The organism is Evtepia sp., assembly GCF_034090835.1.
In the GTDB taxonomy this organism is placed as follows: Bacteria; Bacillota; Clostridia; order Oscillospirales; family Oscillospiraceae; genus Evtepia.
Window position 1 is genome coordinate 1 of the sequence record NZ_JAXDRS010000050.1, and the last position, 20684, is coordinate 20684.

A 20684-nucleotide genomic window follows, 5' to 3' on the forward strand; every position below is an offset into this window, starting at 1 on the left:
CCTCTTCATCCTGGGCACCGAGCGCCATGAGTCCCGCCGGATCGACAACCAGCTGCGGGGCCGTTCCGGCCGTCAGGGCGACCCCGGCGAAAGCCGTTTCTACCTGTCCCTGGAGGACGACATCATGCGTCTGTTCGGCTCCGAGCGGATGCAGAGCATGATGGAGACCCTGAAGATCGACGAGGACACCCCCATCGACGCCAAGATCCTCTCCGGCGCCATCGAAAACGCCCAGAAGAAGGTGGAGTCCAAGAACTTCCAGGCCCGAAAGAACACCCTGGAGTACGACGACGTGATGAACGTCCAGCGTGAGGTCATCTACAAGCAGCGCCGCCAGGTGCTGGATGGGGAGAACATGGGGCCCTTCGTCCGCAACATGATAAACCGCTGGATCGATTCCTCCATCCACGGCCACCTGGGCGAGCACAAGCACCTGACCGCCGAGTCCTTCCAGATGGCCACCGAACCCTACCACGGCCTCTTCTTTGCTCCGGATCAATTCCAGTACACCGACGAAGAGCTGTCCCATAAGGCCCCCAAGGCCCTGGTGGAGGAGATCGAGGCCAAGGCCCTGGAGATCTACGAGGCCAAGGAAGCTTCCCTGGGCGAAGAGCTCATGCGGGAGCTGGAGCGTGTCATGATGCTCCGGGTGGTAGACGAATACTGGATGGACCACATCGACGCCATGGAAGAGCTGAAGAAGGGCATCCAGCTGCGGGCCTACGCCCAGACCAACCCCGTGGACGCCTATAAAAAGGAAGGCTTTGAGATGTTCGAGGGCATGATCCAGGCCATCCAGGAGGAGACCATCCGCCGGATCATCCTGGCCCGGGTCCAGACCAACGAAGTGCGCCGGGAGCGGGTGGCCAAAGTCACCGGAGAGTCCGGCGGCAGCGACGAGACCCTGAAAAAGACCCCCGTGCGCAAGACCATCAAAGTCGGTCCCAACGACCCCTGCCCCTGCGGCAGCGGCAAGAAGTACAAGAAGTGCTGCTATCTGAAGGATAAGGCCGCTCAGTGATCCCCCCTCTCTCAGACCATTCTTGTGAGGTGTCTATGGCTTTTACCAAACAGTCCAAGCAAAACGTCATCTTCCACACCGCCGACGCCTTCACCGCGGCCGGCGGTGTGGCCCACGGCTTCGCCACCCGTCTGGGCGGCGTCAGCACCGGCCCCTGCGCCCAGCTCAACCTGGGTCTGTCCCGCCACGACGATCCCGCCGCGGTCCGGGAAAACTACCGCCGCTTCTGCGCCGCCGTGGGTACCGATCCCAACAGCCTGGTGATGACCCATCAGGTCCATGAGGACACCATTCGGGTGGCCTCCCGGGAGGATATCCTCCCCGACCTGCTGGACCCCATCCCCTACGACGCCGACGGTCTCATCACCAACGACCCCGGCCTCTGCCTCACCATCTATTACGCCGACTGCATCCCGGTCCTGCTCTACGACCCGGAGCAGAAGGTCATCGCCGCCGTCCATTCCGGCTGGCGGGGCACCGCCCTGGGCATCGCGCCCCAGGCAGCGGAAAAAATGGCTGACCTCTACGGCTGCAAAAAGGAGTCCATCCTGGCGGCCATCGGTCCCGGCATTGGCCCCTGCTGTTTTGAGACCCACGACGATGTCCCCTCCGCCATGACCGCCCGCTGGGGCAGCGGCGTCACCCCCTACCTCTCTTCCCTGGGGAACGGAAAGTTCTCCGTAGACCTGAAAGGCATCCTGGCCTGGCAGCTCCGTACCGCCGGCCTCACCCAAGACCACATCGATACCCTCCCCCTCTGCACCGCCTGCCACCCTGAACTCTACTGGTCCCACCGGAAAATGGGCGACCAGCGGGGGAACCAGGCCGCTATGATCCAGCTACGTCCCTCATCCCTTTCCCTCCCCCGGGAGGGAAGCGCCGAACGATAAAAAAGGAGGCATTTCCCCGTGCGCGGAACTTCGGAGCATTCCCGTATGCAGCAACTCAAACGCAAGCTTGCCCTCTTTCGGCAAAAGCAGGAGACTGACAGCGTCCGTCATCCCATCCGCTCCAGTCTCCCCTTCCTCTGTCTCAGCGGCGTGGTCCTCACCGCCGCTGTGCTGGCGACCTCCTGTACCCTCTGTTACACAGTGGACGCCCAGGGCCGTCTGGTGACCTTCTTCCAGGACGAAGAGACCTACCAGGCCGCCGTCACCCAGGCAGAGGTCCGCACCTCGCAGATCCTCAACACACCCTATTCCTTCAATCAGGATGTAACCGTCCGCACCACCCTGGCCTCCCGGGATGCGGTGGAATCCCTGCCCGGTGTCACCGACTCCATCATGGAGATCATCCCCGAGCTGGAACACGTCTACACCCTCTCCATCGACGGCACCGTAATGGCCGCCGCAGAGAGCGCCGACATTTTGAACCAGGCCCTGAACCTGGTGACCCAGCGGTACACCACCCCGGAGACCCGGTCCCTGCGGATCGAGAACCAGGTGGACATCCGCTATCAGTACCTCCCCGCCTCCACCGGCGTGGCCACGGCCGAGCAGATCGCAGCCATCCTGCTCCAGGAGACGCCCCGCACCTTCCCCTACACCACCCAGGAGGGGGATACGGTGGAGTCTCTGACGGAGACCTTTGCCATGACCCCCGAGCGCTTCCAGGAGCTGAACCCTGACCTGGACCTGGAGGCCCAGCGGAAGGCCCACCTGGAGAAGTCCGGCCTGTCCATGGGGGAATCTGACACCCAGAACGCCACCGACCTGGCCGGAGACGAGACCCAGAAAACAGAGCAGGAAGCCCGGGAAAAGGAAGCCCAGGCCCTGGAAGCCCTGGTGGCTGCCGCCTCCGAGACCCCTCTGGAGCCCGGCCTCACCCTCACCATCGAGCAGTCCTGCCCCCTTCTCATGGTCTCCACCGTGGAGGAAATGAACCTCTCCCGGGCCGTCACCCCTGAGATCCAGACCCAGCCGGACGACACCATGTTCACCGGCCAGCAGCGGATCATCCAGGAAGGGGAGGCCGGGGAGCAGTCTGTCCTGGCCCGGGTGGTGAAGCGCTGCGGCGTGCCCGTGGCCAGCAACGACCTGAGCGCCGTGACCGTCTCCGAGCCCACCCCCCTCATCGTGGGCATGGGCACCCAGCCCATGCCGGAGCTGCCGGAGGACTGCATGTTCCTCTGGCCGGTGAAGGGCACCATCACCTCTCAGTTTGGTTACCGGTTCATCTTCGGGGAGAATAATTTCCACCGGGGCCTGGACATCGCCGCCCCCCAGGGCACGGCCATCAACGCCGCTGCCGACGCCACCGTCCTCTTCGCCGGAGAAAAGGGCACCTACGGCAACCTGGTCATTCTGGACCACCACAACGGCTTTTTGACCTACTACGGCCACTGCTCCAAGCTGCTGGTCCGCCAGGGCGACACCGTCACCCAGGGCCAGCCCATCGCCGCAGTGGGCTCCACCGGACGCTCCACCGGCCCCCACTGTCACTTTGAGGTCCGGTATAACAACAGCCCCATCGACCCGCTGCTCTACCTCCCCGGGGAAAACAACGCCCCCAACCAGAACCTGCCCCAGGAGGAGCCGGAAGCGCCCGTCCAGAAGCCGGAACCCCCGGCGCCGCCTACGGAGCCCGAGCAGCCTGTTCCCCCGCCCACACCGCCGGAAGAGCCGGAGGACCCCCAGCCGGAACCACCGGAAGCATCCGATGACACCCAGCTAAACACCGGGGATGTTCCGCTCTCCCAGCCAGCGTCAGAGCCCTGACCCTTCTTCTATGACAAAGGAGCCGGATCACACCCCGTGATCCGGCTCCTTTTGGCCCTCACCGGGCCACCCGTTCCAACAGTGTCTTGCCCGCCACCCGGGCAAAGAGGCGGGCCCCGGCCAGGGCTTCCTCCAGGGTGTTTCCGTGCCCTCCCACTTCCACCAGCAGGGACCCCTTGGTGAGCTGCTGGTTAAACCGGGCGGTCCGCAGCGTAATGGGCCGGGCCAGACCCGGCCACAGGGCATTCATCTGCTGCTGGAGCCCCATGGCCAGGGCCAGGTGCTCCGGCCAGTCAGGGAACTGGGCGCCGGCGTCGTCGCTGCCCACCACCAGCATCACCTGGGCGGTCTTGACCCCGTCGATCTGCAGCACCGGCTTATAAATGGTACCGTCGCTGCCCACCAGGTCGTCCCGATGTACGTCCAGCACCATTTGAATGGTGGGGTACTGGGCCAGCATGGCCTCGATCCCCGCCCGGGACCGGTCATAAGCCCCGTTGTAGGCGGGGTAGTCATAGAGGGTCTTGTCATGGACCACGTTCAGCCCCATCTCCGTGAAGATGCGTGCGATCTCGTCTCCCACCCGGATCATATTATAATTGGTGTCCGTGGTGCGGGCCGTTCCTGTCTCTGTGTAAGGCTCCGTGCCGTCCCGGGCATAGGACTCGGTGCCGTGGGTGTGCATGATCAGGATCTGGGGCCCGTCCTCCGCCTTTCCAAAGGCAAGGCTGCTGCCTCCCTGGGCCACCGCCTCCAGGTCCACGGTCTTGCTCGTCCGGTTAAAGAGAGAGACACCCTGGGCATTGACATAACCGGTGCCGCCCCCGGAGATGGTCTTTTCCTGGATCTTATCCGGGGTCACCGCCTCCAGATCCTGCTCCTCCGACGCCTCCTCGGGCGAGGCCGCCGGCTTCTGGCTCAGGGACAGAAGCGGTCCGGTCCCCGACGCCCACTGGGACACCAGGGCCGCCCCCGCCATCCACACCCCCAGGAGGGCCAGCAAAAAAGCGGTCCCCCGGCGCAGGCCCCGGCCGATGGCCCGAATTCTTCCTGGTTTTTTCATTGGCATCACACTCCCGTATGCCTTTACCCTATGCCGCATACCATACATTCAGAACCTTCCCGCCCCACTCCCAGAAAGGAGGTCTTACCCTGAAAAAGTTTTGGACATTTCCCATCGTCTCCTTCTTCCGGGAGGCCCTTACCCTCTACTTCAGCCGGCGCGTTCCCCAGGCCGCCGCCGGGCTGGCTTACTTTGTGCTGCTCACCGTCTTTCCGGTGCTCATCTGCGCCTCCTACATTCTGGGTCTGGTCCACATTGACGCAGTCAGTCTGGCCGAACAGCTCAAGCCTGTTCTGCCCACCGCCGCCGTGGACATGATCGAGGGTTACCTGCGCTACATCTCCCTGAACCAGTCCCCCGCCCTCTTCATCGCCGGTCTGGCCGGCTGCTGGTTTTCCTCTGCGGCCGCCTTCCGCACCATCACCCGGGTCATCGTGGATATGTACGAGGACATCTCCCTGTCCCTGGTCCGGGGCCTGGTCTCCAGCATCCTCTTCCCCTTCGGCCTGCTGCTCACCATTGACCTGTCGGTCATCGTAGTGGCCACCGGCCAGAGGACGCTGGCTGCGCTGGCGGACCGTTTCCCTGTGCTCCACCGGCTGCTGAGCCTCTGGTCCTGGTCCCGGTATGTGCTGCTGTTCTCCATCTTCTTCCTTTTCCTCTTAGGGGTTTTGAACATGGCCGCCCCTCTGGGGACCCCCAGGATCCCTGTGCTGCTGAGCACCTTTGTCTCCTCCCTGGCGCTGGTGGTCTCCTCTGCGGTCTTTTCCTGGTTCATCAGCCTCTCCTCCCGCTACTCTCTGGTGTATGGCTCCCTGGTCTCCCTGATCGTCCTGCTCATCTGGCTCTACCTTTGCGGGCAGATCCTCTTTCTGGGGGTGGTCTTTACCAGCGTGTGGTACAAAAGCTGGCGAAAAGGGGTGCGCCCCCACTAACGCTTGTATCCCTGTTTCAGTTGTGGTATAATGTACTATCTATGATTTTGCCTTTTTCGATTATGTTCGCAGCCCACAGCTGCGAAGGAGGGTGCCATCATGCGTCCACAAACGTTTAGTAAAGCTTTGTCCCGTCTCACAAAAACGGGCTTTCGCGTCTTCTTCTTCGCCTGCCTGCTGTTTGCCGCGCTCACCGCTGTGTTCAACATCTGGCTCTCCCTGGCGGAGATCGCCGCTGTGATCGTACTCTATCTCTATCTCCACGCCGGGATCACCCGGAGAAGAAACGAAGTGCTGGACTATCTGGACCACATCAGCAACCACGTGGATACCGCCTCCCGGCGGACCATGATCTCTTCCCCTCTGCCCATCGTGATCTTCCGGCCGGACACCGACGACATCATCTGGAGCAACGAGCGGTTCCTTCATCTCACCGGCGACCGGGACCACCTCTTTGAGACCAAGCTCTCTACCCTGGTCCCCTCCTTCCAGACCCAGTGGCTGCTGGACGGGGACACCTACAGCCCCGACCCGGTCCCTGTGGGCGACCAGCAGTACCTGGTCTTCGGCAACCTGGTGAGCACCGGGGGAGACGGCGAGTTCCTGGCCACTACCTACTGGGTGGACATCACCGAGTATGCCCAGGTGGCGGAGTCCTTCCAGGCCACCCGCCCGGTGCTGGCCATCCTCCAGGTGGACAACTACGAGGATCTGGGCCGGGGCCTGGGCGAGAGCGAACGCTCCGCCATGCGCACAGAGATCAACAACCGCCTGTCTGCCTGGCTGGACCCCGCCCAGGGGATGCTCTGCCGCTACGACCGGGACCTCTACCTCTTCCTCATGGAAGCAGGCAAGCTCCAGGACTTCTATCGGCGCAAGTTCTCCATTCTGGATGAGATCCGCCAGGTCCAGAGCCCCAACGGCGTGGTGGCCACCCTCTCCATCGGCATCGGCCGCAACGCAGAGAACCCCCGCCAGCTCTTCCAGTTCGCCTCCCTGGCCCTGGATATGGCCCTGAGCCGGGGCGGTGACCAGGTGGTCATCAAGGACGGGGCCGACTTCTCCTTCATCGGCGGCCGGTCCAAGGAGACCGAGCGCCGCACCAAGGTCAAGAGCCGGGTGGTGGCCTCCGCCCTGGCGGAGCTGCTGGCCTCCACCCAGCAGGTCATCGTCATGGGCCATAAGTTCCCTGACCTGGATGTTCTGGGGGCCGTGGCCGGGATCTGCGCCATCGCCCGAAAGCTGGGCGTCTCTGTGAAAGCGGTCAAAGCCCCCTCCCCCTACCCCGCCGAGGAACAGACCCGGCGTCTGGCCCAGCTGCCGGACTACAAAAACGTCTTTATCTCCGCCGAGGACGCCCTCCATCTGGCCGGGCCCAACACCATCGTGGTGGTGGTGGACACCAACCGGCCCGAGCAGACCCAGGCTCCCGACCTTCTCAACTCCGGGGCGCGCATCGTGGTCATCGACCACCACCGGCGGGCCGCCTCCTACATCGAGAAACCTGCCCTCAGCTTCCACGATCCCTATGCCTCCTCCGCCAGCGAACTGGTCACCGAGCTGGTCCAGCACATTCTGGACAACGGGGACCTGAAGCGGGAAGAGGCGGAAGCCCTTCTCTCCGGCATCGTGCTGGATACCAAGGCCTTTACCATGCGCACCGGCAGCCGGACCTTTGAGACCGCCGCCTTCCTGCGGAAGGCCGGAGCAGACACCGCCGAGGTCAACAAGTTCTTCCAGACCAACCTGGAGGACACGGTGGCCAAGTTCAAAATCATCCAGGGCGCCCAGCCCTACCGCAAAACCTTTGCCATCACCACCACAGACAAACGGGTGGGCCGGGCCATTGCCGGCCAGGCTGCCGACGAGCTGCTGAATATCGCCGGCATCGAGGCCTCCTTCGTCCTCTTCCCCGAAGAGGGCCAGGCCTGCCTCTCCGCCCGCTCCAATAGTAACGTCAACGTGCAGGTCATCAGCGAAATGCTGGGCGGCGGCGGCAACGCCGCCACCGCAGGGGCCCAGTTCCCCGGCAAGGCGCCGGAGTCCGTGCTCCCCCTGCTGAAGGCCGCCATTGACCGCTACTTTGAAGAAGCCTGACCCCTCCCGCACCCGTGCAGGAGGTTCCGCGATCCCCATTACAATACGATGAATCTTTGGAGGTACTACCCATGAAAGTAATCTTACAGCAGGACGTAAAAGGCCAGGGCAAGCGCGGCCAGATGGTCAATGTCTCCGACGGCTACGCCCGGAACTTCCTCTTCCCCAAGAAGCTGGCTGTCCCCGCCAACGCCGACAACATGAACAAGATGATCATGCAGGACAAGGCCAAGAAGGCCCAGATGGAAGCCGAAAAGGCAGAGGCCAGAGCCATCGCTGACCAGCTGAAGAACGTCACCGTGAAGATCTCTGCCAAGGCCGGTTCCGGCGGCCGCCTCTTCGGCGCTGTCACCAGCAAGGAGATCTCCGACGCACTCCAGGCCCAGTGCAACCTCACCATCGCCAAGGCCAAGATCGTACAGGACGAACCCATCAAGAGTTTCGGCACTTACGAGCTCAAGTGCAAGCTGGGCTATGAAATCACCGGCACCATTAAAGTAGAAGTCAGCGAAGAAGGCTGATCCCCCTCCCTAACCCATAGAGCGAAAGGTGGTGACCACTTCCATGGATGAATCTCTGCTGCTGCGGCAGTTCCCCCACAGTGTGGAGGCGGAGCAGTCGGTGCTGGGCGCCATGCTCATTGACGCCCGGTGTATCCCCGACGTGATCGAGTCCCTCACCGGGGAGGACTTCTACCTGAAAACCAATCAGGAGATCTACGAGACCATCTACGGAATGTTCAACTTCTCCGCCACCATCGATCCGGTCACCGTACTGGACCAGATGAAGCTCCGGGGGGTCTACGACGAGAACACCTCCCGGAACTATCTGCTCCAGCTCATGGAGATCACCCCCACCGCAGCCAACGTCAAGGAGTACGTCCGCATCGTCAAGGACAAAGCCCTGCTGCGGCGGATCTCCGAGACCGCCCGAGACCTCACCACTCTGGTGCAGGAGGGAGGCGAGACCGCCCAGGCCGTCCTGGACCTGGCCGAGCAGCGGATCTATGCCATCCGCCAGGGCCGCAGCGCCCAGGGGCTGGAGCCCCTGTCCAAGATCCTGGTGGATGTGTTCGACCGGCTCCAGGAACTGTCCATGGCAGGGTCCGACGTACCCGGCATGGCCACCGGTTTCGGCGACCTGGACCGTACCCTCACGGGATTCCACCCGTCGGAACTGGTCCTTCTGGCCGCCCGGCCCGGTATGGGCAAAACCTCTTTCGCTCTGAATGTCCTGCTCCACGCAGGCAAATTTTCTGGCAAGAGCGTGGTCTTCTTCTCCCTGGAAATGAGCCGGGAGCAGCTGGCCACCCGCCTTATTTCCAGCGAAGCCTTCCTGGACAACAAAAAGCTCATGACCGGCAAGCTATCCCCAGACGACTGGGATAAGGTCACCGTGGCTTCCACCGCCCTGGCCCATACCAACATCTACATCGACGACAACCCCTCCCTGTCTGTAGCAGACATGAACGCCAAGTGCCGGAGAATGGAGAACCTGGGGCTGGTCATCATTGACTACCTCCAGCTCATGCAGTCCTCCGGCAGCGGCACCCGCTACGCCGGGGAAAACCGCCAGCAGGTGGTGGCTGATATCAGCCGCGCCCTGAAGATCATGGCCAAAGAACTCCACGTCCCCGTCCTCTGCCTCTCCCAGCTCTCCCGTGCCAACGAGAGCCGCTCGGACAAACGCCCCATGCTCTCCGACCTGCGAGAGTCCGGCGCCATCGAGCAGGACGCCGACGTTGTCATGTTCCTGTACCGGGACGACTACTATAATAAGGACAGCGAGAAGCGGAACCAGGCGGAGTGCATCATCGCCAAAAACCGCCGGGGCGAGACCACCACCATTCCCCTCCAGTGGCTGCCCGAGTTCACCGCCTTCTCCTCTGTGGAGCGCACCTATGAAGAACCCTACTGAGCTTCTCTCTCAGGTGATCGCCTTTGCCGACCAGCACCACATGCTCCCTCCGGGGACCACAGTGCTGTGCGCCCTGTCCGGCGGGGGCGACTCCATGGCCCTGCTCTCCCTTCTCCTGGATCTGGCGCCGGAGCGGCAGCTCACCGTGCTGGCCGCCCACTACAACCACCAGCTCCGCGGGGAGGAAGCCCAGCGGGACGAGGCCTTTGTGGCCGGCTACTGCCGGGACCGAGGGATTCCCTGTATTCTGGGCCGGGGAGACGTGGCCGGGGAAGCCCGGCGGCGGAAACAGGGCATTGAGGAGACCGCACGGGCCATGCGCTATGATTTCCTGCTGGAAACCGCCAAGGCCCAGGGCGCCCAGGCCGTGGCCACCGCCCACAACGCCGACGACAACGGAGAAACCATTCTCCTTCATCTGGTGCGGGGCACCGGGCTGGACGGTCTCACGGGCATCCCCCCCAGGCGGGGCTTCCTGATCCGTCCCTTGCTCACCACCCCCCGCCAGGCCATCGACGCCTATCTCACCCGGCGTAACATCCCCCATGTGGAGGACAGCTCCAACCAGGATCTCTCCTACGCCCGCAACCGCATCCGACAGGAGGTCATGCCTGTGCTGCGGGGGCTGAACCCCGCCTTCTCCTCCACCCTGGCCGCCAGCCTCTCCCATCTCCGGGAGGACCGGGACTATCTGGACCAGCTGGCGGAGGAAGCCCTTGGGGAGGCTACCCAGGAGGGCCCCTGTCTGTCTCTTTCTGCCCAAACCCTGGCGAGCCTTCCCCGACCGGTGGCAGTTCGTGCCGTCAAGCACGCCCTGGCCCGTCTGGGGCGGCACCAGATCGCTGCCGTCCATTTGCAGGCCATTCTGGACCTGGCGGGGCAGTCCCATCCCTCCGCGCGTCTCTCCCTGCCCCGGGGGCTGGAGGCCGCGCGGACTTATGACGCATTGCGTCTGACCCTTTCTCCCCCGGAATGTCCAGCCTTCTCCCCTCTGACCCTCCGGGAGGAGGGGACCTGTGTCCTCTCCCACGGCTGGACCCTCACCCTCCGGCAGCTGCCCTGCCCCCCTGCTCCGGCGCAGGGACCCTGGGCCTGCTGGCTTTCCCGGTCAGCGGTGACCTTTCCCCTGACCGTCCGGCCCCGACAGACCGGAGACCGCCTCCGCCTGCCCGGACGACCGGAAAAACCCCTGAAAAAATGGTACATTGACGAGAAAATTCCCCGTCAGCTCCGGGATTCCCTTCCCGTCCTGACGGATTCCCGCGGCCTTCTGGCCGCCGCAGGGCTGGGCCCTCAGGAGAGCCGCCTGGCTGTCCCCGGCGAGCCCGCCCTCTCCCTTCGCATCACCCCACCCAAACAAGAACCAAAGAACGAGGAAAGGACCTGAAACGATCATGATGGAACAGGACATGCAGCAAATCCTCTTCACCCAGGAAGAGATCGCCGCCCGGACCCGGGAGATGGCCGCACAGATCACCAAAGACTATGAAGGCAAGTCCCCCCTGGTGGTGGGGATCCTCCGGGGTTCCTTCATCTTTATGGCCGACCTGGTGCGGCACATTGACCTCCCCCTGACCCTGGACTTTATGTCCGCCTCCTCCTACGGCTCCGGCACCACCAGCTCCGGTCTGGTGAATATCCGGCTGGATCTCTCCGAGGACATCGCCGGCCGGGACGTCATTCTGGTGGAGGACATTCTGGACACCGGCAACACCCTGTCCAAGCTGGTGGCGGAGCTGAAGACCAGAACCCCCGCCTCCCTGAAGCTCTGCGTCATGCTGGATAAGCCCGACCGGCGGACCCGCCCCATCGAGGCGGACTACGTGGGCTTCAAGATTCCCGACGCCTTCGTGGTGGGCTGCGGCCTGGACTATGACCAGCGCTACCGTCAGCTGCCCTACATCGGCATCCTTTCCCCCAGCGTCTACGAATAAATCCCCGGACCCCCAATCGTCTCAAAAGGAGTTGGTTCCATTTTGAACAAAAACACAAACCCTGTCCGCGGGCTGGTGCTCATCATCTGTCTGCTGCTGCTGGTCTTTTTCGCCAGCAGTATTTTCCGGGACGCCACCAGCCGCACCGATTATTCCTACGCTGACATTCGCTCCCTCTTCGAGGCCAAGCAGGTGGAGACCGTTAAGGTAGACGACCATAACACCCTGACCCTCACCCTGAAAGAGCCCAAAGACGGCAACAAGGTCATCACCTATTCCCTCTATAACTTTGACCTCTTCTACCAAGACTTCAACGACATCGTGGTGCAGCAGTACCGCGACGGGGTCATTTCCGACTACGAATACCCGGACAGTCCCTCCCCCGCCTGGATGAGCACCATCCTCACCTGGGTGGTGGTCCTGGGGATCATGGCCCTTCTGTGGTACTTCCTCTTCCTGCGGAAGATGCAGGGCGGGGGCGGGCCCTCCGCCTCCCAGTTCGGCAAGGCCAAGGCCAGGACTCTGGCCGAGTCCGGCCGTTCGGTCACCTTTGACGACGTGGCCGGGGCCGACGAGGAAAAGGAAGAGCTGTCCGAAGTGGTGGACTTTCTCCGCCAGCCCGCCCAGTTCACCCAGCTGGGCGCCCGGATCCCCAAGGGCATCCTGCTGGTGGGCCCTCCGGGCACCGGTAAAACCCTGCTGGCCCGGGCCGTGGCCGGAGAAGCCGGGTGCCAGTACCTGTCCATCTCCGGCTCCGACTTTGTGGAGCTGTATGTAGGCGTGGGCGCCTCCCGTGTCCGCGACCTCTTCGAGCAGGCCAAGAAGAGCGCCCCTGCCATCGTGTTCATCGACGAGATCGACGCCGTAGGCCGCCAGAGAGGCACCGGCCTGGGCGGCGGACACGACGAACGGGAGCAGACCCTGAACCAGCTGCTGGTGGAAATGGACGGCTTCGCCTCCAACGAAGGGGTGATCGTCCTGGCCGCCACCAACCGCGCCGATATTCTGGACCCGGCCCTGCTGCGGCCCGGCCGGTTTGACCGCCAGATCTACGTGGGCCTGCCCGACATCAAGGGCCGTGAGGAGATCCTCCGGGTCCACGCCCGGAACAAACCCCTGGCAGAAGATGTGGACCTGCACACCGTGGCCCAGGCTACCGTGGGCTTCACCGGCGCCGACCTGGAGAACCTGCTCAACGAAGCAGCCCTTCTCTCCGCCCGTCAGGGCCGTCCCTTCATCCGCATGGACACCCTCCACGAGGCCATGCTGAAGGTCATCGCCGGACCAGAGAAAAAGAGCCGGGTGGTGCCCCCCCTGGCCAAAAAACTCACCGCTTATCACGAGGCCGGTCACGCCGTGGTCATCCATGAGCTGGAGACCCAGGACCCGGTCCATCAGATCACCATCATCCCCAGAGGTCCTGCCGGCGGCATGACCATCTCCCTGCCGGAGGAGGACCGGATGTACCAGTCCCGCCGGGAGCTGCAGGAGCGGATCTGCACCTGTCTGGGCGGCCGGGTAGCCGAGGAGCTGGTGTTGGGCGACATCTCCACCGGCGCTTCCAACGACCTGCAAACCGCCACCGCCATCGCCCGGAGCATGGTGATGAAGTACGGCATGAGCGACCGTCTGGGCGCCATCTCCTACGACAGCGACCAGGAGGTCTTTATCGGCCGGAGCATGACCCAGTCCCGGTCCTACTCGGAAGAGGTGGCTGGTCTCATCGACGAGGAGATCAAGGCCATTCTGGACGCCGCCTACGCCCGCTGTAAGGAGATCCTCTCCCAGAACATGGACGCCCTAGAGCGCACCGCCCAGTATCTGCTGGAGTTTGAGACCATGTCCGCCGAGGACTTCACCCTGGTCTTTGGTCCTCCCGAGGCACTGGAGCAGCGGAAGGAAGAGATCCGGATTAAGCGGAGCAAAGAGGCCGAGGAAAAGGCCCAGGAGCAGGCCCGGCTCCAGGCAGAGCGGGAAGCGGAAGCTGCCCGTCGGCTCCAGGAAGCTGAGGAACAGCAAACGCAGGAGGCCAAGCGCAACGACAATCCTCCTGATCCCTTCTAAGCCTGTCCCACCAATACAAAGCAAAAAAAGAGACCCCATTGGGTTCCGCTGGAACCCAATGGGGTCTCTTTTTCATTTCTTAAGACTGGGGGCAGTTTCGCTCGTACAGCAGGGCCAGGCCCTTGGACAGCAGATGGGGATCGTACACATGGGGATGGCTGCACAGGCTCTCCACGTGGCGGGCCAGTCCCCCGGTCATCACCAGGGTCACAGGCTTTCCCAGTTCCCGCTCAATGCGGGCCACCATGCCGTCGATCATGGCAGCCGCCCCGGCCACAGCGCCGGAGAGCATACATTCCTCTGTGTTCCGGCCGATCACGTAGCCCGGAGTCACCAGTTCCACCTCCGGCAGCTGGGCAGCCCGATCACTCAGGGCGCCCAGGGCGGTCTGCAAACCGGGGGCGATGATTCCCCCTAAAAACTGTGCCCCTTCATCCAGCACGTTAAAGGTGGTGGCAGTTCCCATATCCACCGTCACCGCCGGCAGCGGGAAGCGATTGGCCACCCAGGCTGAGTCCACCAGCCGGTCCAGCCCCACCCGCTGGGGGTCGGGCACCTGATAGGACAGTCCGGTGTCGCTCTGGGAAGTGATGACCACCGGCTCCTTGCCCAGCATAGCCCGGACGCAGCACCGCAGAGGAGCCACCAGGCAGGGGACCACGCTGGACAGCACCGCCCCTTCCAGGGCTTCAGTCCCCACGCCGGCCTTTTTCAGCATCCGGCGCATGGTCTGCAAATAGTCCGCCGCGCCCCAGGCGGGCAGGGTGGACATCTTGCCTGCGTAGCGGATGGCGTAGTTCTCCCCCTCCCGCTCCAGACAGCCCAGGGCTACCGTGGTGTTTCCAATGTCAATGGTCAGAATCATTTCCTCACCTTATCCTCTACGACGCCGCTGGATCTCATCCAATAGCTGCGCAGCCACCTGATCTTTGCCCATGAGGGGCAACTGCTTCACCTGGTCCTTGGTGATGAGGGTCACCACATTGGTCTTGACCCCAAAGCCCGCCCCCTCTACCTTCAGGTTGTTGGCCACGATCATGTCCAGTTTCTTCCGCTCCAGCTTGCCCTGGGAGTTTTCCACCATGTTCTGGGTCTCCATGGAAAAGCCGCATACATACAGGCCGGGGTGCCGGTGCTCTGCCACCCAGCCCAGAATATCCACCGTCCGCTCCAGGGGGATGCTCAGGTCCCGGTCGGACTTCTTCATCTTGTTGTCTGCCACCGTGGCCGGGCGATAGTCCGCCACCGCCGCCGCTTTAATGAGGATGTCCGTGTGGGGCAGGGCGTCCTGAATGGCCCGGAGCATGTCCGCCGCCGTAGTCACCGGCCGGGTCTCCACAAAGGGCACCGGGGGGATATCCACCGGCCCGGAGATGAGCTCCACCTGGGCGCCCCGGAGCATAGCTTCCCGGGCGATGGCGTAGCCCATACGGCCGGTGCTGTGGTTGGTCAGGTAGCGCACCGGGTCCAGAGACTCCTGGGTGGGGCCGGCGGTGACGGTCACCCGCACCCCTGCCAGGCTCTTCTCCCGGGCGATCTCCCGGGCCACGTGGTCCAGCAGGACCTCGGGCTCCGGAAGCTTGCCGCTGCCCACATCCTTGCAGGCCAGCAGGCCGCTGGAGGGCTCAACAATGCCGAAGCCATACTTCCGCAGCAGCTGAATGTTGTCCTGGGTGATGGGGTTTTCCAGCATGGCGGTGTTCATGGCCGGGGCCACCAGCTTCCGGCACCGAGCCGCCAGCACCACCGTGGTGAGCATATCGTCGGCGATCCCGTGGGCCAGCTTGGCGATCACGTTGGCGGTGGCCGGGGCCACCAGGATCAGGTCCGCTGCCTTGGCCAGAGAGATGTGGGTCACATCATACTGGAAGTCCCGGTCAAAGGTATCCACCACGCACCGGTGGTTGGTCAAGGTCTCAAAGGTCAGGGGAGTAATAAACTCCGTGGCGTTGCGGGTCATGATCACATGGACCTCCGCCCCCGCCTTCTGCAAGGCGCTGGCCACATGGGTCATCTTGTAGGCGGCGATGCCCCCTGTGACCCCCAGCAATACACATTTTCCCTTCAGGTTTTCCATTCTTCTGTCGCTCCCATCTCTCCGCCGCAGCGGTTAGGTCATATCTTTCAGTAAGCCGTGCTTTTCATAGGTGGTCACCCGGGCCACGTGGTTCTGCTCGTCCACAAACACCACGTTGGGGTGATAGTCCCCCTTCACCTCTTCCGGGGTCATCTGGGCGTAGGCCATAATGATGATCTTATCCCCCACGCTGACGCAGCGGGCGGCTGCCCCGTTGAGGCAGATCATCCCGGACCCCCGCTCCCCGGCAATGGTGTAGGTCTCAAACCGGCTGCCGTTGTCGATGTCCACGATCTGGACTTTTTCGTACTCCAGGATCCCGGAGGCGTCCAGCAGGTCCTGGTCCACAGTGATGGACCCTACATAGTTTAACTCCGCCTGCACCACCGTTGCCCGGTGGATCTTTCCTTTCAGCATCTCCAGCGTCATGTCAGACAGCCTCCCTTCCCACTTCAAAGTTGTCGATCAGCCGGGTCTTTCCGATGTATACGGCCATGGCCACCAGGACCAGGCCCTTCATCTCCCGGACCGGCTCCATGGTCTCGCCGTCCACAGCAGAGACATAATCGATCCGGGCCAAAGGCTCCTTCTCGATATGGGCGCGCATAGCGCCCACGATCTTCTCTGCATCGGTCTCTCCCTCCTGGGCCATCTTCTGGCCCAGCGCCACTGCCTGAGACAGCACCAGAGCGGCCTGCCGCTCCTGGGGGTTCAGGTAGGTGTTGCGGGAGGACTTGGCCAGGCCGTCCTCCTCCCGGACGATGGGACAGCCCACGATCTCGATGCCATAGGACAGGTCCCGGACCATCCGGCGGATGATGGCCAGCTGCTGGGCATCCTTCTGGCCGAAGAAGGCCTTATCCGGGGTCACGATGTGAAAGAGCTTGGAGACCACCGTGCACACCCCGCGGAAGTGGATGGGCCGGGTCTGGCCGCACAGCTGCCGGGGCATCTCCGACTGGATCTCCACATAGGTGGCTGCCCCGGGGGCATACATCTCTTCCACCGAAGGGTGGAAGACCAGATGGCAGCCGTGGGCTTCCAGCAGGGCGCAGTCCCGGTCAAAATCACGGGGATAGGCCTCCAGGTCCTCGCCGGGGCCAAACTGGGTGGGGTTCACAAAGTCGGACACCACCACCCGGTCGCACTGGGCCACCGCCCGGTCCACCAGGCTGGCGTGGCCCTCGTGGAGGTAGCCCATGGTGGGCACCAGGCCCACGGTGAGGCCCTGCTGTTTCCATGCCCGGACCTGGGCCCGGACCTCTGCTATGGTTTCTGCTTTTATCATTTTCTTTCCCTCACATCACAGAACAAAGTTTCCAATTGCTCCCGGCCTGTTCCTCTTCCAGGCGGGCCAGGATCTCGTCGGCGCAGTCGCTCTTGCCATAAGCGTGCTCCGCTGCCGGGAAGGCACCGGACTTCACCTGGCTGTCGTAGGCCCGGAAGGCCTCCTGCATGAGCTGCCCTGCCTCAGCAAAGCGCTTCACAAACTTGGGTACCCGGTCTCCGGTCATGCCCAGCATATCCTGGTAGACCAGCACCTGACCGTCGCAGCCTTCCCCGGCGCCGATGCCGATGGTGATAATGTCCAGGGTCCGGGAGATGAGGGCCGCCAGCTTGGGGGGCACACACTCCAGCACCACCGCAAAGGCACCGGCCTCCTGGACTGCCAGGGCATCCTCCAGCACCCGCCGGGCGCTGTCCTCTTCCTTACCCTGGACCTTAAAGCCGCCAAAGGCGTGGTAGGACTGGGGGGTCATGCCCACGTGGCCCACCACGGGGATACCTGCGTCGGTGATGGCGCGGATCTGGTCGGCCACCGTCCTGCCCCCTTCCAGCTTCACGGCGTCCACCTGGGCTTCCTTCATCATGCGCCCGGCGGTCTCCAGCGCCTGCTGGGGAGAGATCTGATAGCTCATAAAGGGCATATCCAGCACCACAAAGGTGTTCCGGCAGCCCCGGGCCACGCTGCGGCCGTAAATGATCATCTCCTCCACGGTGACCGGGAGGGTGTCCGCATAGCCCTGCATGGTCATGCCCAGGCTGTCGCCCACCAGGATCATGTTGACCCCGGCGTCGTCCATGAGGCGGGCGGTGGTGTAGTCGTAGCAGGTCAGCTGAGAAATCCGCTCACCCCTGGCCTTCATAGCGGCCAGGGTCGCGACTGTGTTCTGTTTCATGGGTTCAATCCTTCCTTCAAGATGTCGTACATGGATTGATAGGATTGCTCCGGATGCTTTTTCTGGGCCAGAGACACCAGGCGCAGGGAGGCCGTCCGGTACAGGGTCCGGGCATTCTCGTCCGGCAGACAGGCCAGATGTTTGGCCACGGTCTCCCGGTCCCCCCGCTCTACCGCTCCCGTCAGGGCTTCTACCGGCCCTTTCTTCAGCAGGTGAGTGAGGTTGGCCTGCATGAGGGGAGCCAGCGCAGCCAGCCCCTGTTCCTGGGAAAAGCCGCAGGCCTCCAGCAGGGCCAGGCTCTCCGCTGCCAGGGCGCACACCAGATTGCTGGCGATGGCGCAGGCGGCGTGATAGCCCACCTTCCCCTCCGAGGGGATTCGTTTGACCTGAGCTCCCAGCCCGGTGAGGGTGGTTTCCCACCAGGGCAGGTGGGGACCCTCTCCCTCCAGACAGAAAAAAGCACCCGGCAATTCCCGGTAAGCGATGTAACGGTCGCTTATGGGGAACAGCGGGTGGATCGAATAGTAGTAGGCGCCAAAAGTCTCCCCCCCGGGAAAGGCTTCCCAGGCGGTCATAGCGCCGCTGCAATGACAAATTTGTTTTCCTGCAAGCCCCATCTCCCTCACCTGTGCAAACACCGAGGAGATGGCTCCGTCTGGAACCGTAAAGAGTAGCGCGTCACTGTCCCGAACCAACGCCTCAAGGGCGGTGTAGGGTTTCGTTCCTGTAAAGTGCGCTGCTTCCTGGGCCGATCCTCGATGCCTGCTGTAATAGCCGGTCACCGGAATGCCGCCCTGGGCAAAGAATTTACCCAGCGAGAAGCCTACCTTTCCTGCTCCAATGAATCCAATACGCATCGTATCACCTTGCCTTTCCCGGGCCAGGGGACGCGGCTGCTTTCTGGTTCCTCAGAACGTGGGCTCACAAAGAATATGCCGGTACAGTTTCCTACCTGGAATACCATCCGCTTGGGGCCAGACTGCCGGAGCCTCTCCGGTCAGGCCAGCCACAACGCGGCTATTGTACCATTGGCCTCTCCAAATGTAAAGCACTCTTTTTCCCATTTGCTCGTCGTTTTGCTCGAAATTCTTTTCCAAATTTCTCCCTTTTCCACAAAAACATCAAAAAAGCTGCCGCACCTTTGGTGCGACAGCTTTCTCTTTTCTTCTCCACGGGTCAGCGCAGGAGGCGCTTTTTCATCTCCTGGTCCAGGCGGAACAGGCGTCTGGCAAACTCCGCCAGGTCCCGGGCACTGTCGTGCCGCAGGAACCGAACCTTCAGGTCCCCCAGCCGGACCCGGTCCAGGTTGTCTGCGTCCTTCAGCAGCCGGGTCATCTCCAGGGCGTGGTCCAGGTCCAGGGGCTCGTAGGAGCGCACCAGGGTCTCCATATCCCGGTCCGGGCGGGAGTGGGCGCTCACCGCCGCCTGCATCTCCTTGAGCCGCTCCCCGGTCTGACCGGTGAGGGCCTCCAGCCGCAGGGCCGACCGGGCCCCGTGGTAGATGTCAAACCCGTCGAAGGTCCGCCCCACGTCGTGGTAGCTGGCCATCTGGAAATACTGGCGCAGGTCCTCTTCTCCCAGCCCTTCCTGCCAGCCGATCAGCGCCGCAAACAGCAGGACCCGGTGGATATGTCCGCTGCCGTGGACCCGGCTCTTGTACAGGGCCTCCTGGTTCAGGGTACGGTAGGCCTCCAGCAGCTGGGGATACTGTTTCCACTCTTTGAGGCCCTCGATCCTCTTCTGGTCCTCGCCCCAGTCTCCTGCCTCCAAAAGCATCAGAACTCTGTTCTCCGGCATGGGCTCATCCCCCTTCTTGGTTTCTAATGTTCCTATTATCCTACCCGCCCTCTCCCTTGTCAATCCACCGGGCGGCTTTTTTCTTTCCGCACTGAGCCCCCGGCCCTGTGGGCCGGGGGCTCAGGAATGGGCGGTACCCCTGCGCTCCCATACCGCAGACACCGCCGCAGCCGCTGCTCCCCCCGCTTCATAGTGCGGGAGACGGTGGTCCGGTCGATCCCCAGGAGCGCACCGATCTCCCGCATGGTAAGCCCCTGCTCGTAGTACAGGAACAGCACCTGCCGCTGCCGGGGCGTCACGTCCTCCCGCAGGGCCCGCAGCAGCACTTCCTGCATCTTCTGCAGCTCTTCCCGGTTGTCCTCGGCCATGAGGCGGGCGTACACCGCCATGTCTGCGGCGTAGCCCATCCCTCTTCTATATCGTGTACCTGCCATTGCGCCGATACCCCCTCTCATAATACCGCTCCAGCAGCACCGCCTGGTCCCGGGTCTCCCGCCAGATGGTGGTGAGCAGCTGGATGCGCCCCTCCAGCCGGCTCCGCTCTCCCGGGTCGCCGGACGCCGCCTGCGCCTGCTCCAGCTCCTGGATCCTCTCCCTCAGCACCTGCACCTGGGCACGGTACTCCACTGACATCTCCCGTAACGTCATTGCATCCTCCTCCCGTTTCCTGGCCCGGCGGCCGCATTCCAGGCATAACCCTGGGACCGCTTCGCCGTCGTAGCTGTACTGTTCCTCCCCACACCCGGCGCAAAAAAAGCGGGGCTGGTCCCGCTGCTTGTCCCGGTAGGGGTACCATTGTCTCGTCACTGAAAAAAATCTCTCTTTTTTTTCAAAAATCTATTGACAAATTTACTACCTTCTGTTAGACTAATCTTCGCTGCG

General features: G+C 63.0%; 20 protein-coding genes. 10 read left to right on the plus strand and 10 right to left on the minus strand.

What is annotated here, in order from left to right:
• The 3 genes from SOR61_RS08815 to SOR61_RS08825 all read left to right on the plus strand — a co-directional run.
• On the plus strand, positions 1 to 1021 hold a 1021-nt coding region (locus SOR61_RS08815), incomplete at its 5' end, for an SEC-C metal-binding domain-containing protein (protein WP_320612289.1).
• Positions 1022 to 1056: 35 nt separating this feature from the next.
• Positions 1057 to 1911: a peptidoglycan editing factor PgeF gene (pgeF, locus tag SOR61_RS08820; RefSeq protein ID WP_320612290.1), complete on the plus strand. Its 855-nt coding sequence runs from the start codon at positions 1057 to 1059 to the stop codon at positions 1909 to 1911.
• Positions 1912 to 1956: 45 nt separating this feature from the next.
• Positions 1957 to 3738, plus strand: coding sequence for a peptidoglycan DD-metalloendopeptidase family protein (locus SOR61_RS08825; RefSeq protein ID WP_320612291.1), 1782 nt, complete (start codon positions 1957 to 1959; stop codon positions 3736 to 3738).
• 58 nt (positions 3739 to 3796) lie between these two features.
• Here the strand turns inward: SOR61_RS08825 and spoIIP are convergent, their stop codons facing one another.
• Positions 3797 to 4801, minus strand: coding sequence for a stage II sporulation protein P (gene spoIIP / locus SOR61_RS08830; RefSeq protein ID WP_320612292.1), 1005 nt, complete (start codon positions 4799 to 4801; stop codon positions 3797 to 3799).
• Between the two features lie 17 nt (positions 4802 to 4818).
• Here spoIIP and SOR61_RS08835 point away from each other — a divergent pair, with 17 nt between their 5' ends.
• The 7 genes from SOR61_RS08835 to ftsH all read left to right on the plus strand — a co-directional run bounded on the left by SOR61_RS08835 (position 4819) and on the right by ftsH (position 13748).
• Positions 4819 to 5736 carry a YihY/virulence factor BrkB family protein gene (locus tag SOR61_RS08835; protein ID WP_320612293.1) on the plus strand — a complete coding sequence of 306 codons (918 nt, stop codon included), beginning with the start codon at positions 4819 to 4821 and terminating at the stop codon, positions 5734 to 5736.
• 99 nt (positions 5737 to 5835) lie between these two features.
• A complete protein-coding gene (locus SOR61_RS08840; protein WP_320612294.1) occupies positions 5836 to 7833 on the plus strand; it encodes a DHH family phosphoesterase in 1998 nt (665 codons plus the stop codon).
• Between the two features lie 71 nt (positions 7834 to 7904).
• Positions 7905 to 8354 (plus strand): 50S ribosomal protein L9, encoded by a 450-nt coding sequence (rplI, locus tag SOR61_RS08845; RefSeq protein WP_320612295.1) that lies wholly within the window; start codon positions 7905 to 7907, stop codon positions 8352 to 8354.
• Between the two features lie 43 nt (positions 8355 to 8397).
• Positions 8398 to 9750, plus strand: a complete 1353-nt coding sequence (gene dnaB, locus SOR61_RS08850) for a replicative DNA helicase (protein WP_320612296.1) — start codon at positions 8398 to 8400, stop codon at positions 9748 to 9750.
• Positions 9734 to 11137, plus strand: a complete 1404-nt coding sequence (tilS, locus tag SOR61_RS08855) for a tRNA lysidine(34) synthetase TilS (protein WP_320612297.1) — start codon at positions 9734 to 9736, stop codon at positions 11135 to 11137. Before dnaB ends, tilS begins: the two co-directional genes overlap by 17 nt.
• 7 nt (positions 11138 to 11144) lie before the next feature.
• Positions 11145 to 11684, plus strand: a complete 540-nt coding sequence (hpt, locus tag SOR61_RS08860; protein ID WP_320612298.1) for a hypoxanthine phosphoribosyltransferase — start codon at positions 11145 to 11147, stop codon at positions 11682 to 11684.
• Between the two features lie 42 nt (positions 11685 to 11726).
• Positions 11727 to 13748 (plus strand): ATP-dependent zinc metalloprotease FtsH, encoded by a 2022-nt coding sequence (gene ftsH, locus SOR61_RS08865; protein WP_320612299.1) that lies wholly within the window; start codon positions 11727 to 11729, stop codon positions 13746 to 13748.
• 79 nt (positions 13749 to 13827) lie between these two features.
• Here ftsH and SOR61_RS08870 read toward each other — a convergent pair whose 3' ends face one another.
• The 9 genes from SOR61_RS08870 to SOR61_RS08910 all read right to left on the minus strand — a co-directional run bounded on the left by SOR61_RS08870 (position 13828) and on the right by SOR61_RS08910 (position 20609).
• Positions 13828 to 14613 carry a type III pantothenate kinase gene (locus SOR61_RS08870; protein WP_320612300.1) on the minus strand — a complete coding sequence of 262 codons (786 nt, stop codon included), beginning with the start codon at positions 14611 to 14613 and terminating at the stop codon, positions 13828 to 13830.
• A gap of 9 nt (positions 14614 to 14622) precedes the next feature.
• Positions 14623 to 15825, minus strand: a complete 1203-nt coding sequence (coaBC, locus tag SOR61_RS08875) for a bifunctional phosphopantothenoylcysteine decarboxylase/phosphopantothenate--cysteine ligase CoaBC (RefSeq protein ID WP_320612301.1) — start codon at positions 15823 to 15825, stop codon at positions 14623 to 14625.
• Positions 15826 to 15858: 33 nt separating this feature from the next.
• On the minus strand, positions 15859 to 16254 hold the full coding sequence (panD, locus tag SOR61_RS08880; protein WP_320612302.1) for an aspartate 1-decarboxylase: 396 nt from the start codon (positions 16252 to 16254) through the stop codon (positions 15859 to 15861).
• Between the two features lies 1 nt (position 16255).
• Positions 16256 to 17113 (minus strand): pantoate--beta-alanine ligase, encoded by an 858-nt coding sequence (gene panC, locus SOR61_RS08885; RefSeq protein WP_320612303.1) that lies wholly within the window; start codon positions 17111 to 17113, stop codon positions 16256 to 16258.
• Between the two features lie 10 nt (positions 17114 to 17123).
• Positions 17124 to 18005 (minus strand): 3-methyl-2-oxobutanoate hydroxymethyltransferase, encoded by an 882-nt coding sequence (panB, locus tag SOR61_RS08890; RefSeq protein WP_320612304.1) that lies wholly within the window; start codon positions 18003 to 18005, stop codon positions 17124 to 17126.
• Complete coding sequence (locus SOR61_RS08895; RefSeq protein ID WP_320612305.1) at positions 18002 to 18862, minus strand: DUF2520 domain-containing protein; 861 nt, start codon at positions 18860 to 18862, stop codon at positions 18002 to 18004. The genes panB and SOR61_RS08895 overlap by 4 nt, the downstream gene beginning before the upstream one ends.
• 319 nt (positions 18863 to 19181) lie before the next feature.
• The gene (locus SOR61_RS08900) at positions 19182 to 19802 is read right to left on the minus strand and encodes an HD domain-containing protein (RefSeq protein WP_320612306.1); all 621 of its coding nucleotides are present in this window, start codon (positions 19800 to 19802) and stop codon (positions 19182 to 19184) included.
• A gap of 59 nt (positions 19803 to 19861) precedes the next feature.
• Entirely contained in the window at positions 19862 to 20236 is a 375-nt protein-coding gene (locus SOR61_RS08905; protein WP_320612307.1) for a sigma-70 family RNA polymerase sigma factor, read from the minus strand.
• Positions 20217 to 20609, minus strand: coding sequence for a hypothetical protein (locus tag SOR61_RS08910; RefSeq protein WP_320612308.1), 393 nt, complete (start codon positions 20607 to 20609; stop codon positions 20217 to 20219). The genes SOR61_RS08905 and SOR61_RS08910 overlap by 20 nt, the downstream gene beginning before the upstream one ends.
• Between the last annotated feature and the right edge of the window lie 75 nt (positions 20610 to 20684).